This is a genomic window from Pseudomonas paraeruginosa PA7 (assembly GCF_000017205.1).
Classification (GTDB): Bacteria; Pseudomonadota; Gammaproteobacteria; order Pseudomonadales; family Pseudomonadaceae; genus Pseudomonas; species Pseudomonas paraeruginosa.
Map to the genome: position 1 here is coordinate 5,480,588 of NC_009656.1, position 16,994 is coordinate 5,497,581.

Here is a 16,994-nt window from a genome sequence, read left to right on the forward strand (position 1 = left end):
TCGATCGCCTTTTTATAGAGAGGGGCTCCCGTCGTGACTGCCGTACAACTGATCGTTGGCCTGGGAAACCCGGGTCCTGAATACGACCAGACCCGGCATAACGCGGGGGCCCTTTTCGTTGAGCGCCTGGCGCATGCCCAGGGCATCAGCCTCGTGGCTGAGCGCAAGTATTTCGGCCTGGTCGGCAAGTTCAGCCACCAGGGCAAGGACGTTCGTCTGCTGATCCCGACCACCTACATGAACCGCAGCGGCCAGTCCGTGGCGGCGCTGGCGGGTTTCTTCCGGATCCCCCCGGACGCCATCCTGGTGGCCCACGACGAACTCGACATGCCCCCCGGCGTCGCCAAGCTCAAGACCGGCGGCGGCCACGGCGGGCACAACGGGTTGCGCGACATCATCGCCCAGCTCGGCAACCAGAATTCTTTCCATCGCCTGCGGCTTGGCATCGGCCATCCGGGGCACAGCAGCCTGGTGTCCGGTTACGTGCTCGGCCGCGCCCCGCGCAGCGAGCAGGAACTGCTCGACACCAGCATCGACTTCGCCCTCGGCGTGCTGCCGGAAATGCTCGCCGGGGACTGGACCCGGGCGATGCAGAAGCTGCACAGCCAGAAGGCCTGATCCACTTTTTCTAGCGCCCACCTCTGCGCGCGAGGGACATAGCATGGGATTCAACTGCGGCATCGTCGGCCTGCCCAACGTCGGCAAGTCCACCCTGTTCAACGCCCTGACCAAATCCGGCATCGCGGCGGAGAACTTCCCGTTCTGCACCATCGAGCCGAACAGCGGCATCGTGCCGATGCCCGACGCGCGCCTGAACGCCCTGGCCGAGATCGTCAAGCCCGAGCGCGTGCTGCCGACCACCATGGAGTTCGTCGACATCGCCGGCCTGGTGGCGGGCGCCTCCAAGGGTGAGGGCCTGGGCAACAAGTTCCTCGCCAACATCCGCGAGACCGATGCCATCGCCCACGTGGTGCGCTGCTTCGAAGACGACAATGTGATCCACGTGTCCAACAGCGTCGACCCCAGGCGCGACATCGAGATCATCGACCTCGAACTGATCTTCGCCGACCTCGACAGCTGCGAGAAGCAACTGCAGAAAGTCTCCCGCAACGCCAAGGGCGGCGACAAGGAAGCCCTGGCGCAGAAGGCCCTGCTGGAAAAGCTCATCCCCCACTTCACCGAAGGCAAGCCGGCGCGTTCGCTGCTGAAGAACCTCGGTGACGAGGAGAAGCGCCTGGTGCGCAGCTTCCACCTGCTGACCAGCAAGCCGGTGATGTACATCGCCAACGTCGCCGAGGACGGCTTCGAGAACAACCCGCACCTGGACGTTGTGAAGGCCATCGCCGAGGAAGAAGGCGCGGTGGTGGTGCCGGTCTGCAACAAGATCGAAGCCGAGATCGCCGAGCTGGAAGACGGCGAGGAGAAGGACATGTTCCTCGAATCCCTCGGCCTCGAGGAGCCCGGTCTGAACCGCGTGATTCGCGCCGGCTACGGCCTGCTCAACCTGCAGACCTACTTCACCGCCGGCGTGAAGGAAGTACGCGCCTGGACCGTCCGTGTCGGCGCCACCGCCCCGCAGGCCGCCGGCGTGATCCACACCGACTTCGAGAAAGGCTTCATCCGCGCCGAAGTGGTCGCCTACGATGACTTCATCCAGTTCAAGGGCGAACAGGGCGCCAAGGAAGCCGGCAAATGGCGCCTGGAAGGCAAGGACTACATCGTCAAGGACGGCGACGTGATGCATTTCCGCTTCAACGTCTGAGCCAATCAAGCTCTTTCTAGAGGTTTCACAAGATTGCATTGAGACCCAGAAACAGCGCAAGAGCCCCGGATTTTCCGGGGTTTTTCATTTCAAGAAACCTCTTGCAATGACCTGAGCTTGCCAGCGTAAAGTGCCTACAGTGGTGTATATGGCAGATAGACTGATACCTTGAAGGTGTATATGATCATGATGTCACCCACTGATCCCGTGCTGCCGTGCTCACTGATGCCCACTGCCGTGCTGCCAAACCGAAGGAGCAGCTTTACCGTCTGAACGACTTTCGCGGTCTCTACCTCGAAGTCAAACCCAATGGCGTCAAGGCTTGGCGCTACCGCTTCAAACTTGCGGGCAAGGGGTCATGGTTCGCGCTCGGCGACTACCCCAGCGTCAGCCTCGCAGATGCCAGGGATAAGTGCGAAGAGGCACGGAAGCTGGTCAAGCAGGGCATCAACCCCGTTCAGAACAGACAGGTCGAACGGATCAAGCGAGAACAGGACTCTGCCAACACGTTCGAGGCCGTGGCTAAAGAATGGCTGGCCTTGAAGGACTGGGAGGAAGTCACCAAACGCCGCAGGCTGGACATGCTGCAACGGGTGGTCTTTCCCTCTATCGGCAAGATGCCCGTGCGGCAAATCACGCCTGCACACGTCCTAGACATCCTCAGCAAGACGGCGAAGCGCGGCGCGCCGACCGTGGCTGCCGAAGCCAAGCGCACCATGTCCGGCATTTTCGAGCTGGCGGTTGCCACCTTGCGGGCAGATAACGATCCCGTCTGGCCCGTCCGCAAGGCGTTACCCGCCAACAAGACGCAACACAAGACAGCACTGACCACGGCGCAGATCGGGAAGTTGCTCACGGACTTCGACAACCACCGTTGCGGCTATCAGGTGAATTTCTGCATCCAATTGATGTGGTGGACGCTCGCTCGCCCAGGCGAGGCTGCGGAGGCAGAATGGGCCGAGTTCGATCTCGATAAGGCGCTATGGTCCATCCCCGCTCGCCGCATGAAGGCTCGACGCGAACACCTGGTGCCGTTGCCACGACAAGCCGTAGAAATGCTGCGTCGATTGCACGCTATCAGCGGCGACCGGATGCATCTTTTCCCTGGCCGGGATGACCGCAACAAACCGATGTCTGCGCATTCGATCCGGCAGGCGCTCAAAGCGCTTGGCTGGAGCGGCACCTACAGCCCGCACGGCACGAGAACTACGGGCAGCACCCGCCTGAATGAAATGGGCTACCGTCCCGACGCCATTGAAGCCCAGCTTGCACACGCTGAGCCGAATTCTGTGCGCCGGACGTACAACCATGCCACCTATCTCGACGAGAGGCGCGAGATGATGCAGGCATGGGCGGACAAGCTCGAACTCTGGAAGCGGGAGGTGCTCAATGGCAAGAACTAAGGGTCAGCAAGCCACCAACCAGAGGGGGCGGCGACAGCTCCGCTTCAGCCTGCTGAAGGAAATCTTGCGCTGCGAGTCAGTGCGCACCCTGTCCAGCGATCACAAAAAGCTGCTTTTCCGGCTTCTGTCGAACGGCTGGAGCATCACCGATACGCCGCCCGATACTTCGCGCATCCGAGCGCTTGAAAAGGTAGCGTCCGACGCTCGTCGGCTACGCGGCGCACTCAACAGTCTTGAGGCAAAGGACGCCGCCAGCCTGGACAGCAACTACCGGCAAACCATTCCGCTCTCTACGCGACTGCTCGCACTGGAAGAGTTGGAGCATGATGCCGCCGCGCTGGCTAAGGTTATCAAGGGAGAGCAGGCAGACATCACCCGATTGCGGCAAAAGCGGACAGCGGCGCAGTTGGTGAAAACGCTTTGCATGTTTGGAATCCCATGCGGCACCCGCAACGATCATGATGTAGACGCTCGCAACGTGACAACCGCGATGCGCTGCGTGATGTTCTCCATGCTGGAAGCAGGTTCGAAGAAGCTGAGCTGGAGCACTACCGCGTCCATCATCAAGCTGGGTATCCGGGTCCAGACAGACCCAAGCGAGAACAGAATGCTGCCACTTGAAGGACTCCAGGCAGTTACGCAGGCGGGTGAGGATGCACTTCGCCTGTTCATGCTTGAGGAACCGCTATGGAACGGCATCAGGCTGGAGACATGAGGCAGAGCTTTCCACGGCATCGTATTGGCCTTATCATCTTGGAAATTAGCGGATAAGGAAAAGCGGTCTTCATGCAAATACGGGTGCAGACCTACAAAGGCAAAGATGGGCGGATTAGGCAGGGCAAGACCGTCTCCCTGCTGCGGTATGCCTATGATCCTGAGAAACGGCGCTCAAAGCAGGTCGTCATTGGTACGCTGGATCGTTGGGCAACAGAGTTACCGCCAGAACTCGATAGCCTGCTCACTGATGCCGAGCATCACGAGTTCAGGGAGTGGATTGCTGAGCGGGATCAGCAGCGTCAGGAACTCGCGCAGCGCCATCATTTGCTGCATGCCGCAGAGCACATGGGATGGGCCGCAAAGGCGCTTCTGGCCGGGGCGGACCCAGTGCGGCCCGAGCGGATTTGGGAGGCGCTGGACGTGCTGGCAAAGGCGCTTGAGAAAGCAGGTTACCCAAGGCCAAGCAGAGGGCGTGGGCGTCCATCGAAAGACGAAACCCCAACCCCGGATGATCTGGTTGTAAGTCTTTACGATGATCCGATGCTGGCGGCAGAGATAGAAGATGCGCAAGAACGGGTGGCGGCGTTGCCAAACTTCATCCCGCTCCCCCCGGCAGCACGAAAGGGGAAAGGGTCAGATGGCCCGTGATGCGTTAGGATTATGAGATAAGAGTATTGGTGAAAAAATGGCCACAGCCGAGCAAATTAAAGCACTTTTAAGAAGCCATGCTGATCGGGACGATCAGCGCTTCTACGCTACGGCTTTGCAGGTCGCAGCTCAAGAGGCTCGCCAAGGCCATCGTAAACTGGCCAGCGATATTAAGGAGATGGTTGAAAAATCCCAAGTTAATAGCAACTTGGGGCTCGCGCCGGTAAAACCAACGCCACTTGTTCAGCAACCCAAAGGCGACTTAAGGGGATTGCTTGAGCTTACGCACTCGACAGTAAGAATTGGCGAGCTGGTCCTCGGTGCCGAGGTTCTGGAGCGCCTCCATCGCGTATTGCTTGAGCAACGACAAAAAGATCGCCTTTCCCAATTTGGATTGCTCCCGCGACGCAAGCTCCTGTTCACCGGACCGCCAGGAACGGGAAAGACAATGTCTGCCTCTGTGCTTGCGACAGAGCTGAAACTACCGCTCTATACGATTGTTCTTGATAGTTTGATTACTAGGTTCATGGGGGAAACCGCAGCAAAGTTGCGACTTGTTTTTGACCACATCAAGCAAACTCGGGCGGTCTATCTCTTCGACGAGTTCGACGCCATCGGCACCCAGCGCGGAGCGCAAAATGATGTAGGGGAAATTCGGCGCGTTTTGAACTCGTTCCTTCTTTTCGTGGAGCAGGACGACTCCGAAAGCATTATCGTCGCCGCGACCAACCATCCCGAGCTGCTAGACAAGGCGCTTTATCGCAGATTTGACGACATCATTCGGTTTGAGAAGCCGTGCGATGACCAAATTCAGAAGATTATCGAGAACCGGCTGGCCATGTTCGAGACCCGATCTCTTGCTTGGAATGAGGTTACTGCGGCAGCTCACGGCCTGAGCGCTGCGGAAGTGACACGAGCCTGCGAAGATGCGGCGAAAGAGGCGGTTCTTCATCATGACAATAAACTGTCTACCACGCTTGTATTGAAGGCGATTGAGCAACGTCAAGCTGGCAAAGAATAAGGAGTGGTTATGCCAGACCAGAAGCGGCACCTTCTGATCGAAGGTTTTCTGTCCAACGAAGATTTTAGATCGCGCAGAACTGGTAGAAACCCGGCCATTCCTCTTCAAGATCGGATTCCGCACGGCCAGCAGTTGTCAGCAAGATACGCTGATCTAATGCAGCAGTACGATGAGAAACGGCAGAATGCCGAGCCACCAATCACAGAAGATGTGGGGATATTTGTAGAGATCGTCGGAGTCCCCGGCATCAAGTTGCCTCTAGACAGTCTAGATACGCGGGACTTCAGGTTGCACGCTTGCCGCAAGGTTGGCGATCGCGAGGTTGCTCTGGTATTCATTCCTGAGACTCGTCGAGAAACGTTTCAAAGGAAGGTCACGCAATATCTTGACCCGGAGAAAGATGGGAAAGGTGGTCCTCGCAATCACAATTTGATCGACAGTATCGCCGAAATGCGCTTGGCGGACCTGCGTGCGTTTTGGACGGATGCCCCCAGCCTATTCCCCCAGGACTCCAATCAACAAATTTGGTGGGAGCTTTGGCTCAAGCGACGTAATGGCGAAGACCCGCAAATCATTGCGGCACAGCTATCAGAGAGGATCGGCGGGCGACTCGGAAATACCTCGCTAAGTTTCTTCGATAGCATGGTATTTCTGATCAGAGCTTCCTCTCAACAGTTGGAACGTGCCCCTGAGTTAATCTCTTCTCTTGAGGAACTGCGGCGCGCCAAGGAAACTCCGAACGTCTTGGTGGAATCTTCGCCAAAAGAACAGCGTGAATGGGCGGGCGATTTGGCCGCACGGTTGAGAATTTCGGACGAGGCATCCGTTTCTGTAGCCATTCTCGATACCGGCGTAAACTACAATCATCCATTGCTATCTTCTGTCTGCAATCAGCCGCAATCGGAAACATGGCAGCCGCAGTGGCCGCGTTACGATGAGGTCAATGACCATGGCTCCAGACAAGCCGGCTTGGCGATATTCGGGGATTTGCATGACGCGCTGGTGAGTCGGTCTGAAATACCTCTACAGCATCGCATTGAATCGGGGCGTATTATACCGCCGCGCGGTGCGAATGACCCGGAACTGTACGGCGCAATTACTGTAGGTACCGCATACAAACTGGAAGCAACGAGACCCGAATGGCGGCGCGTCTATTCCTTGGCAGTAACGGCCGACTCGGAAAAGGAAGGCGGAATTCCTACCTCATGGTCAGCGGAAGTTGATCAATTCTCGTCGGGCGCAGAGGACGGGCAACAACGACTTTTCGTGATCTCAGCCGGTAACAATCGCTCCCTCTTGCCAAACGTAGACCACTGGGAGCAGCTACATCTTGCGGAGATAGAAGACCCGGCGCAGGCATGGAATGCCCTGACGGTTGGGGCATACACCGAGAAGACAACCAATGATGACCCAAGCTTTGATGGGTGGTCGCCCTTTGCCCGAGCTGGAGATGCAGCTCCTGCCTCTAGGTCATCTGTCAATTGGGGTTGGAAGAAGCAGGCACCTTATAAGCCTGATGTTGTAGCGGAGGGCGGCAATCGTTTGCTGTCTCCCGATGGGACGGCCATATCCGATGCTGACTCAGTTTCTCTTCTGACAACATCCGGAAAGGCGGCCGGTCAACTCTTTGAGGTATCCGCCGATACAAGTGCCGCCTGCGCATTGGTTTCACGCCAAGCGGCTATTCTCATGGATGAATACCCGGACTATTGGCCAGAGACAGTTCGTGGGCTCCTGGCACACTCAGCAGAGTGGACTGAGCGCATGTGGGAACGTTTCGGAGTTCTCAGCGGCCACCACAGCCCCAAGGTCGCCAAAGAGACGATGCTTAGGAGCGTCGGATACGGCGTTACCAACCTTGAGCGTGCGCGCTATAGCGCCGGTCATGAATTGACGCTGGTCGCACAAGATCATCTTCAACCATTCACCAAGAACGCGGATGCCTCGGGTTCGGCCGATCCCAAGCTTAACGAGATGCAGCTATATGAGCTGCCGTGGCCGGCAGATATTTTGCGCCAGCTCCCCCCAGAGTTAGAGGTGAAGCTGAGGGTAACGCTCTCGTACTTCATTGAGCCCAATCCTGGTCGGAGAGGCTATAGGCAACGATATAGCTACCAGTCGCATGGCCTGCGTTTCGAGGTCATTCGGCCTGGCCAGTCACTTGAGAATTTCCGAGCATTTATCAATGCGCTTGCAGATGCAGATGACTACATCGGTCCAGAAGGTGATGCAGATGGTTGGCAATTTGGCCCTCAGCTTCGGACGCGAGGCTCGCTGCACTCCGATGTCTGGACTGGTTCTGCCGCAGCCTTGGCGGACATGCAAACAATCGCCGTTTATCCTGTGGGAGGCTGGTGGAAATACCGCGCAGCACAAGATCGCTGGCAGAACAGTGTTCGCTATAGCCTGATCGTCAGCATCGAGGTGCCAGATGAGACGGTCGACATCTATTCCGTGGTTGAGAATATCGTTCAGGCTCAAGTTGAAATCGCTGTCTGATATGCCCCGTAGGGCGTCCGTCGTGCTGCGGGCAATGCCTAGAAGGGGATGTCGTCAGCCCACGGAAGTCGTGATGCGTGTTGCTCTGCCGCCTTGGCCTTTGACTTGATCTTTATCTCCAGCGCCTTGATGAAGCGGATCGACGCCGCGACGTGATTGAAGATCAGCAGGCTTTCCTCGTAGTTGAGGATAGGGTTGTCGTGAGCGAGGCTCTTGTTGTTGCGCACGTCATTGAAGGCTTCGAGCACCGATATACTGGACTTCAAGATGCGCTCGGTCATGGCCGACTCAAGATGTCCACCATCTCGTAGCGCCTTGATGTACTCGCCGAAGACACTGTGCAGCGGCTTTTCACGAGTGATCGTGATGCCGTGTGGCTCGCACGTCACGCGGATGAACTTGTTGACGAAGGTATGCAGCCGATCCAGCCCGCCCTCGGGCTGATTCTTCTCGATGGCTTCGCGAACATGCTCTGCCACCACCTCGAAATCCCGTTCATCAGCGATGGCGGTCAGCGCATCCAATTCGGCCACTGGCTGGTCACTGAGAAGCCGCTGGGCGATCTTCCGACAGTCGTCGATGAGTAGAGGGTTGCTGTCGCCAAAGCACTGCTCATCGGTCGCATAGTCGATCAGCCCGCCAATGACACGCCCCGCGACATGATTGCCATCCACATCCCAGAACGTGCGCATCCTGTTGGCCTTGGAAGTGCCCCGTGCCTTGTACCTCTCGGCATCAATCTCGACTCGGTACTCATCGAAGAAATCGCCAAAGGTACGGTCGGAAAAGTTCAGGACGTAGCCGCCGCCCATGCCAAGCAGCTTTTCCAGCTTTCGACGCTCGCTCCCAGTCAGATCGGACATGCGCTCCCTTACGCCTTCATCTTGACCCACACTATGCCGACCGCGATGGTCAGGACGAGCCCGGCGAACACCGTGTTGGCATAGCGGTAGTACAGTTGTCTCAACGCCCAGCGCAAGGGCCGGGCCTCTGCCTTCTTCTGTTCAGCGATCAACTGGGTACACGCTCGTTCGCGCGCCTGTAACTCCGATGTGGCACGCTCCTCGGCATAGAGGACAGCCGCCAGATAATCGAGCATCCGGTGCTCGACGATGTTCTGCTTCCACGTTTCGACTGTGGCCAATGCCCCGGCCTGCATGGGGCGGGATCGCCCTTCGCGATGTTCGGGGTCGGTGTAGTCGAAGACCAGCCCGAACTGCTCATAAAACCAGTTGCGGCGCGCCTTGTTGTCACCGTGAGCCTGCCCGGCCAGCAGCTCGATGCTGTTGACGGTCGCCTCGGGCCACTGTTGCACCCACTGGACAATCTCATTCATCAGGTAGGTGCCGATCCGCTGGCCATCCAGCCCTGGCAGATCAAGAAACACCGCCCCCTTCGACATCGAGGGCGATGTCAGCGAGACAGAGTTGAAGTTGCACGAGTAGCTGCCATCAAACCGCCCTTTTCCGCCGTCCCGGTGCGAAAACTTGGCGGTGATGCGCTGATACGAGAGGCGGATCGACGCCTCGTAGATCGTCCCGTCACGAGGATCGCGCCGATAGGTTTCCTCCCGCTCGACCAACACCCAGCCCAGTGCCTCGGCCTCCGGGCGCTCCTTGTCCTTGACCTCCAACACCAGAATGCGCGGTTTCACGCTCTGGCTGTCTCGCCACGAGTTATCGAAGGATGGGAGTGCCATGTCCACCTCTTTGGTTAGCAGGGCGTTGCACGAGCTAACCTACCAACCGGGCAGTCTTCGGGTCATAGACCACATCGCTGATTGAGCCATCCAGAATGCGCCGCACCGCTTCGTCGATCACATGGAGCGGTACAAGGAACCATTCCCTCGGCCTGACGGGGTGGCCGAAACGGTCTTGAATGGTGAGGTCGAGCTGCGCCGGCGCGAAGATGCGGTGGAAGATGCCTTCCAGCTTTGTGCGGTTGACACCCGCCAGCTTGTAGCTGGCGACAACCTCCACCTCCGCCAGCAGGTAGGTAGCATCGTGCGCCGCGTTGGCTATGCGGCTTTCGACCTTGCCGCCCGTGACTCCAATCTTATGAATCAGCTCCCGGTGTTCCGCAACGAAGGGATGACTGGACAAGCTGCGCAGCACGTAGATGGTGCCGCTCGCAATGTCATCCTCTTCCCAGGTCTCGCTGAACAGTGGCCCAGCGTTCGGGTCTGTCAATCTGCGCCCGGCCTGATCTTTGTATAAGGCGCGTTGCAGAGACCTGAGCAGGAGATTGCTTTCAGTGCCATTCGAGTAGATGACCCTGAGCCGCGCGTCCGGCTCACCATTCGGTGTTCGGAACACATCCCCCATTTCAGCGACGTAGACAAGCTGTCCACCGAGAATGAAGAAGTTACCTGTCGTGACGCTTGCATCTCTGCCGAAGGGGCGCGTCTGCCTGATGCCCGACTTGAGTTCGCTCTCCGCCTGCTGAAACAGAGGCTGGAAGCGGTCGAAATCCTCGCATCTCTCGCGGTTTGCGATTTCCTCTGCCGCCCGTATCTCGGCCCTGGAGCGAACATGGCGCAGTTCGGTGATATCGGATGGGCCTGCCGCGCCTTCGAGTTCGGCGAGCAGCTCTTCATCATCCATCGATTCCACTGAATCTGCCTGAGCGATTTCAGCCCCGCTTAGGAGCCCTTGATGATCGAGTGGAGCAAGGAGGGCTCGGCACTCATCCATCGCACGCAGACGATCCAAGCGAACAGCGTACAACCGTTCGAATATGTCCTTGTCTTCGCCGTGCTGCGGAGTGCGCCCGTGCCCCTCAACAAACCGCTGAATTTCCTCGAATCCCGCGATGATGCGCTCCTCGCGCACCGAGCGCCCGCCTTCCCTTTTGGGTACTGCGTACTCGGCCAGTTCTTCTCGCAGCTCGTTCAGATCAATCATAGCGCCCCTCGTCTTTGAATCGAACGAAGGCGGCGGCCCCTTCAGCCATTCGCTTCTCCCAGGCGTCAGTTGAACTGATCGACGGCAAACGGCCACGCTCTTTTTTGAACTTGACTGCCCGGACAGCGAGTTCCTTTGCCTCGTCGGGCGTCAATCCGGTGCGTTTGGCCGCAATCGCTGCTGCGACCTGTTTCAGGCTCTCCTCGCTCATCGTTTTGGCGAGAATCGCGTAGGCTTCGCTGAACGGATTAATGCGGTCGATAAGGTCGATGTCCAACTCCCGCACGTCCATCGCAAACTTGCGCACCCCATCAATGAGGGCTGTGTTGACGGCAGGCTCGCCATTGCCTTGGCCACCAAGTGCAAGTTGCTTGGCCTGCTGCGTCAGGTTGAGGGCGGCGATAGCATGTTGACGCACTGCTTCCTGATCCTCTTCATCAAGGTCCGGATACCTCTCCTTGATGATCTTGCCCATCCGAACCTGAGTCAGCTCCTCCGGGACCAGCTCTTCATCAAACAGGCCGCGCTCAATGGTGGTCTTGTCTTGAACGAAGGTTGCAATAACTTCGTTCAGGTCTTCCCGACAGATGCGGGCAGCTTCGTCGCTCTTGGGCTCGGACAGTCCCTTGATCTCGATCTGGAACTGCCCGGTGTCGTGATTGAAGCCCACATTACACTTGTCCGGGTCATATCCCCCGTCGCCATAGTCGAACCCCGGTGCGGGCTCGTTGGTCGGATGTTTCGGCTTGAACTCGAAGCGAGGCGCAAGCACCTGCTCCATGAGTAAGCTAGCGGCGATGGCCTTAAGCGTATCGTTCACCGCTTCGGTTACGGCCTGCTCCGAAGCGTCGGGCTCGGCGATCAGATTGGTAAAGCGGGCGCGAGTCTTACCCGGCGCATCGCGGGTCGCGCGACCGATGATCTGCACGATTTCAGTGAGGCTGGACCGATAGCCAACTGTCAGCGCGTGTTCGCACCAAATCCAGTCGAAGCCTTCTTTCGCCATGCCGAGGGCGACGATGATGTCTACGTGATCGCGGTTGTTCTTCTGTGCCGGGTCTTTCAACGCAGCGGCCACCACGTCGCGCTTGGCTGAGTCGTCATCCACCAGGTCAGCGATCCGAAGAAGCCGCCCATTAGGGGTCATGACCAATTGGAAGCCAGTCGCTGGATCGGTCCCTTGCCATTCACCCAGTTCCTCGATGATGTGCTCGACCTCCCTGATCTTGTCCTTCGTGCTTTCGCGAGAGTTGACGTTCGGGATGTGGATGATGGTTTTCTCGGCTGGGTCGAGCACCTTGAGGATGTCATCGGCGTAGGAGCCCGAGTAGAAGAAGTAGCCGATGTCGAGCTGCTTCAGGTACTCGTAGCCATTGAGTTGCTCATAGTAGGTATAGGTGACGGTATCGAACTTCGACTCGTCCTGTGGTGCCAGCACGGCCTCGGCGTCACCCCGAAAGTACGAACCGGTCATCGCGATGATGTGCACCCGGTCGCGAGCGATAAATTGCCCAAGATGCAAGCCAAGCTTGTTGTCCGGGTTGGCGGAAACATGATGGAACTCATCCACCGCAATTAGCCGCCCGTCGAACGCCTCCACCCCAAACTGATCGACCGCGAAGCGGAATGTGGCATGGGTGCAGACCAATACTTGGTCATTGCTCTCAAGGAATGCGCCAAGTGACTTGACCTTGCCGCCGTTGTCCGAGCCGGGCGCATTGCACAGGTTCCATTTCGGCTCCACGCACCAATCGGTCCAGAAGCCGAACTTACTCAGAGGTTCATCGCAAAAACTGGAACCAATGGACTTTTCCGGCACAACGATGATCGCCTGCCTCAACCCTTGGTTGTGGAGCTTATCGAGAGCAATGAACATCAACGCCCGGCTCTTGCCCGAGGCTGGCGGCGACTTGATGAGCAAATACTGCTCACCGCGTCGCTCATATGCGCGCTCCTGCATCGGGCGCATACCGAGCGCGTTTGCTTTTGATGAACTTCCGTTGCGGGCATAAGAAACCGAGACGGATGGAACGGCATTCTTGAAAATTTCAGTCATTTCTGGCTCGCCTGTTTTCGTTTGGCGTTGTCATTCAAAATGGCTTTCTCAAGCCAGCCGGGCACGTCGGTGGTTTGGGAAGCAAATACGTTTTCTGGAACGTCCTGCCAGAACGCCACAATAGCGTCCGAGAATGCCTGAAATTGCGCATCACTCACCTTCAGGTGTGTGTGATCACGATATTCAACGCCAGATATGACGCCACCAGCACCTTGGAATGGGTCATCAAGATATTCGGGGTAATCTTGTTTCAAATCGACGAGAGACTTCCCCTCGCCATGCTTGTAGACATTCACCACCAGACGGCACGCATCAAGCGTGGGGAAATAGCGAGCGCCGCGAATTTTCCAGCCGAGGCAGTCCAACAAGTCGACGATCTGGCCGAAATCCGCAGACCAGACCTTCAAGGTCGTATTGTCTCCACGATGCCAGTGCCCTATTTCCCGCACGAGCCAGTCGCGCAACTGCTTATCCCATTCATGGAACATCCCGGCCACAACGCTTAGACGAGTTCGATCCCGCATGTCGCTCAGGAGACTATAGAACTCAATTCCCACGTCATTGGCAGCCTCATAGAAGGACGCGGGGTCATGTCGGTCAGGATCAAAGTTGTGGCGGCTTCTTTCCAGCCACTCTTCGGCTGCCTTGTCAGCCTCCGATTCAATGTCGTCAAACTGGGAGAGCAGGCGCTTGCGCGCCTGTTCAACGTAGAAGAGGTGGCCGTCGATCAGAGACTGCCGAAACGGCCCCCACATTTGGAACAGCACATAATCACTCATGCCGTTGTCGCCTTCCTCGCCTTCGACGTCTTGCCAGAAATGGCGATCATCTTTGTGTAAAGCTCAAACAGCTTTTCCAGCCGCTCGGTGTCATTCTTGAAGCGACGGCCGATGTAGATTCGCTCTAGCACCTCGTCGTTACGCTCGTGAGCCGCACGCAGGTTGTGCGGCATGTTTCCCGGGTCGTAGAGATCGGCAATAGTGGCCGGGAAATGCGCTTCGCGGGCTAGAAGGATGTCTTCAGCGCAGCGAGTGAGGTCTGCCTTGTTTTTCTCCGTCAGTGTTGGCACGGGGAAGGTATTCCAGCCCAAGGTGTTGGAGTAGCGGTAACGTGTTTCTAACTTGCCGCAGACGGTGGCAATCCAGACAAGGTGCAAGCGAGAGGCAATCAGCGCCAGATTCCAGAGGGGGGCGTCGTAGAGAGCGAGCGCCTGATCCTGAACCACGCACTCAGGCCCTAGCAGTCCAACTGGTAAGTAGGGGCGACTCTCTGAACTGACGCGCGGCATTACAAGCAAGTGCCTTGTAGCCGTTACCTGATCGCGGAATCGATATGGTGTTTCAGACAGCTTCTGCGCGGCCTTATCCTGCTTCGCAGCCCTTCGTGAGCGCACCACCTCGGTTGCCTTCGTGGCAACAGGAGCAAGCTGCATGGCTTCCGCTGCTTCGTGGTCTTCAATCCATAGGCACGCACGCGGCACAGCATTAATGAATTCTTGGGCGCCGTAAAGCGGACGAATATAGCGAGCGACATCGGGGGTTTCCTCAATCAGTTCACGAGCTTCCTCCACTGGAAAAATCAACGCCGCTCCATAATACGGGTGGTTGCCGAACTGCATGGGTGCCAAATCCGATAGCGGTGCAGACTGGGCTTGTATCTCGATGTTGGGCGCAGCTACCAGATAAGCGTTGATATTGTCGGTTTCACGTAGCACGGCTCCGCTTTCTTCACTGATGGAAAACAAGCGTCGTACTGGGCGGGCGTTACTGGAAATACCCACTATCACAACGGTCACGCCCGCGTTGTGAGCAGCAAGGTTGGCCCATTTAAAGGACGTATGGGCAAACTCGATTTGACAGCCAGTAGCGAAAACGGCCGGCCAGAGAATGGGAACTTGCTGCCCCTGACAAATGGAGTTAGTAGACACGAAAGCCGCCGCCGCAGGAGTGTGCTTGCCGTAGTCAGCGGCTTTCATGAACCAGCCGGCTACATAGTCCAGCGATTTCCAATTTTTTATCCGGCCATCAAAGATTCCGGCTAGTTCAGCCTTCTGCTCTGCCGATTGCCACTTTGAGCCCAAATATGGCGGATTGCCGCAGATATAGGTTTCACCGCCCTCATTCTCAAAATCAATTTGAGCCTGATTCAGTGGGGTTTCAAACAAATCATCGGCGTGCAGTTTTACACCAGTGCCGGTGGGCGGACAGATACTCAGCCAATCCAAGCGCAGAGCATTGCCGCTGGTGATCCAGTTCTGACTGCTGAGAGGCAGAAATTCCAGCAGGGCTTCTTTCTGCCCTCGATACAATACGTCGCACTGGTACTCGGCGATAATGAGCGCGAGACGTGCAATCTCAGCCGAGAAATCCCGTAGCTCAATGCCCCTGAAGTTGGTCAGCGGAATGTCACTCTTGCGGCCACGTTCGCCACGCCGTTCGTTGATCGTGTTTTCGATCTCCCGCATCTGCTTGTAGGCGATGACCAAAAAATTACCTGACCCGCATGCCGGGTCGAAAACTCTGATCCGCGCGAGACGTTTGCGGAGGTTGAGTAACATGCGAGGGTTGTCACCGGCCTCTTCAAGCTTCATCCGTAGGTCGTCAAGGAACAGCGGATTGAGTACCTTCAAGATGTTCGGCACGCTGGTGTAGTGCATGCCGAGCTCCCCACGCTCTTCGTCATCCGCAACCGCTTGGATCATCGAGCCGAAGATATCTGGATTGATCTTTGTCCAGTCCAGACTGCCGATATGGAGAAGGTAGGAGCGCGCGATCTTGCTGAATCTCGGCACATCCACGCTGCCCGAGAACAGTCCGCCGTTCACATAGGGAAACCCATCGGCCCAGCGGGGCAGCTTCGCGTTCGCCCGGTCCGCGATCTTCGTGTTCATGGCGCGGAAGATTTCGCTGATCACCTCGTGCGTGTTCGAGGAGTCCCGCGCGCTCATCTGCTCGATGGTCGCAGTGAACAGACCTTCACCATTGAAGATGTCGGTGTCCTCCGCGAAGAAGCAGAAGATCAACCGCGCCATGAAGTGGTTCATCTCATGGCGCTGTGCAGCGGCTCCCCAGTCCGGATTGTCTTTCAGCAACTCGACGTACAGTCGGTTCAAGCGACTTGTTGCCCGGATGTCGAAAGAGCTATCGCGGACCTGCTTGACTGTCGTGATTCCGGCGAGCGGCAGGAAAAAGCCGAAGTGATCCGGAAATTGCTGGTAGGTACATGCGACCGTCTCCCCGGTCTCCATGTCCTCGGCTTCGAACCCCTCGCCATCGGTAGCTAGAATGAAGCGTGCTTTCGCCCTGGTCGTTGCCGAGCTGGCCTTCAGTGCAGCCAGCGTCTTCGTCACCTCTCCCGGCTGTGCAACCGCGATGTGAATGTTGTTCGTTTGAAGCACGCCGCCCAAGTCGGACTTGTTCGATGCGCCCGAACGCAGGCGCTTGATCGTCGTCTCCTTGTTTCCGAAGGCTTGTAGGAATGCAAACGGGAACTCCGTTCCATCGAAGGGCTGGAGCGCCAAGTCCGAGACGGCTGATTCAATTTCTACTGCGTTCATGAGGCATCTCGCCGGTGTGGCTCGGCTCCGCTTCCATCCGCCTGCGTGTCAGCAGCGAATGCGGGGCTGCGGGGGGCCACCTTGTATATGGTTGTGCGTGAGACCTTGTAGCGTTCCGCGATCTGACTGACCGGGATGGTCGGGTCAGACATCAGCCGCTTAATCTCCCGAATTTGTCGTGTATCCAGCTTCGGCTTGCGGCCACCGGCCCGGCCTCGTGCACGAGCAGCAGCCAAGCCTGCCCGAGTGCGTTCCCGGATCAGGTTGCGCTCGAACTCCGCCAACGCAGCGAAGACATGAAAGACCAACTTCCCAGCTGCGCTCGTTGTCTCAATCTTCTCGGCGATGCTCTCGAAGCCGATTCCCTTTTCTTCCAACTCGGCGACGATGTGCACGAGGTCGGGCAAACGGCTCTGTTGCAAAGATTGG

At 57.5% G+C, this 16,994-nt stretch carries 13 protein-coding genes and 1 pseudogene; 7 read left to right on the top strand and 7 right to left on the bottom strand.

Annotation, left to right across the window (positions count from 1 at the left end; genetic code table 11):
• Positions 1 to 33 precede the first annotated feature (33 nt).
• The 7 genes from pth to PSPA7_RS25410 all read left to right on the top strand — a co-directional run bounded on the left by pth (position 34) and on the right by PSPA7_RS25410 (position 8,050).
• Positions 34 to 618: an aminoacyl-tRNA hydrolase gene (pth, locus tag PSPA7_RS25385; RefSeq protein ID WP_003151683.1), complete on the top strand. Its 585-nt coding sequence runs from the start codon at positions 34 to 36 to the stop codon at positions 616 to 618.
• A gap of 43 nt (positions 619 to 661) precedes the next feature.
• Positions 662 to 1,762: a redox-regulated ATPase YchF gene (gene ychF / locus PSPA7_RS25390; RefSeq protein WP_003151685.1), complete on the top strand. Its 1,101-nt coding sequence runs from the start codon at positions 662 to 664 to the stop codon at positions 1,760 to 1,762.
• Positions 1,763 to 1,977: 215 nt separating this feature from the next.
• Positions 1,978 to 3,165, top strand: coding sequence for a tyrosine-type recombinase/integrase (locus PSPA7_RS25395; protein WP_012077391.1), 1,188 nt, complete (start codon positions 1,978 to 1,980; stop codon positions 3,163 to 3,165).
• Positions 3,152 to 3,880, top strand: coding sequence for a hypothetical protein (locus PSPA7_RS25400; protein ID WP_071535395.1), 729 nt, complete (start codon positions 3,152 to 3,154; stop codon positions 3,878 to 3,880). Before PSPA7_RS25395 ends, PSPA7_RS25400 begins: the two co-directional genes overlap by 14 nt.
• Positions 3,881 to 3,951: 71 nt before the next feature.
• The gene (locus PSPA7_RS31560) at positions 3,952 to 4,530 is read left to right on the top strand and encodes a hypothetical protein (protein WP_033989083.1); all 579 of its coding nucleotides are present in this window, start codon (positions 3,952 to 3,954) and stop codon (positions 4,528 to 4,530) included.
• 37 nt (positions 4,531 to 4,567) lie between these two features.
• A complete protein-coding gene (locus PSPA7_RS25405) occupies positions 4,568 to 5,551 on the top strand; it encodes an AAA family ATPase (protein ID WP_012077394.1) in 984 nt (327 codons plus the stop codon).
• Positions 5,552 to 5,560: 9 nt separating this feature from the next.
• Positions 5,561 to 8,050, top strand: coding sequence for a S8 family peptidase (locus PSPA7_RS25410; RefSeq protein ID WP_012077395.1), 2,490 nt, complete (start codon positions 5,561 to 5,563; stop codon positions 8,048 to 8,050).
• Between the two features lie 38 nt (positions 8,051 to 8,088).
• On the opposite strand, the gene PSPA7_RS25415 is transcribed toward PSPA7_RS25410, so the two are convergent.
• The 7 genes and pseudogenes from PSPA7_RS25415 to PSPA7_RS25445 form a co-directional block, all read right to left on the bottom strand.
• Positions 8,089 to 8,913 carry an abortive infection family protein gene (locus PSPA7_RS25415; RefSeq protein WP_012077396.1) on the bottom strand — a complete coding sequence of 275 codons (825 nt, stop codon included), beginning with the start codon at positions 8,911 to 8,913 and terminating at the stop codon, positions 8,089 to 8,091.
• Between the two features lie 8 nt (positions 8,914 to 8,921).
• Positions 8,922 to 9,749, bottom strand: coding sequence for a hypothetical protein (locus PSPA7_RS25420; RefSeq protein WP_012077397.1), 828 nt, complete (start codon positions 9,747 to 9,749; stop codon positions 8,922 to 8,924).
• 34 nt (positions 9,750 to 9,783) lie between these two features.
• Positions 9,784 to 10,953 (bottom strand): GIY-YIG nuclease family protein, encoded by a 1,170-nt coding sequence (locus PSPA7_RS25425; protein ID WP_012077398.1) that lies wholly within the window; start codon positions 10,951 to 10,953, stop codon positions 9,784 to 9,786.
• Entirely contained in the window at positions 10,946 to 13,009 is a 2,064-nt protein-coding gene (locus PSPA7_RS25430; RefSeq protein WP_012077399.1) for a DEAD/DEAH box helicase, read from the bottom strand. The genes PSPA7_RS25425 and PSPA7_RS25430 overlap by 8 nt, the downstream gene beginning before the upstream one ends.
• Positions 13,006 to 13,788 carry a BAR domain-containing protein gene (locus PSPA7_RS25435; protein ID WP_012077400.1) on the bottom strand — a complete coding sequence of 261 codons (783 nt, stop codon included), beginning with the start codon at positions 13,786 to 13,788 and terminating at the stop codon, positions 13,006 to 13,008. The genes PSPA7_RS25430 and PSPA7_RS25435 overlap by 4 nt, the downstream gene beginning before the upstream one ends.
• Positions 13,785 to 16,565 (bottom strand): class I SAM-dependent DNA methyltransferase, encoded by a 2,781-nt coding sequence (locus PSPA7_RS25440; RefSeq protein ID WP_012077401.1) that lies wholly within the window; start codon positions 16,563 to 16,565, stop codon positions 13,785 to 13,787. The genes PSPA7_RS25435 and PSPA7_RS25440 overlap by 4 nt, the downstream gene beginning before the upstream one ends.
• Positions 16,562 to 16,972: pseudogene (locus tag PSPA7_RS25445) on the bottom strand (recombinase family protein); the annotation flags it as partial. The gene PSPA7_RS25440 and the pseudogene PSPA7_RS25445, both read right to left, overlap by 4 nt.
• Positions 16,973 to 16,994: the final 22 nt, after the last annotated feature.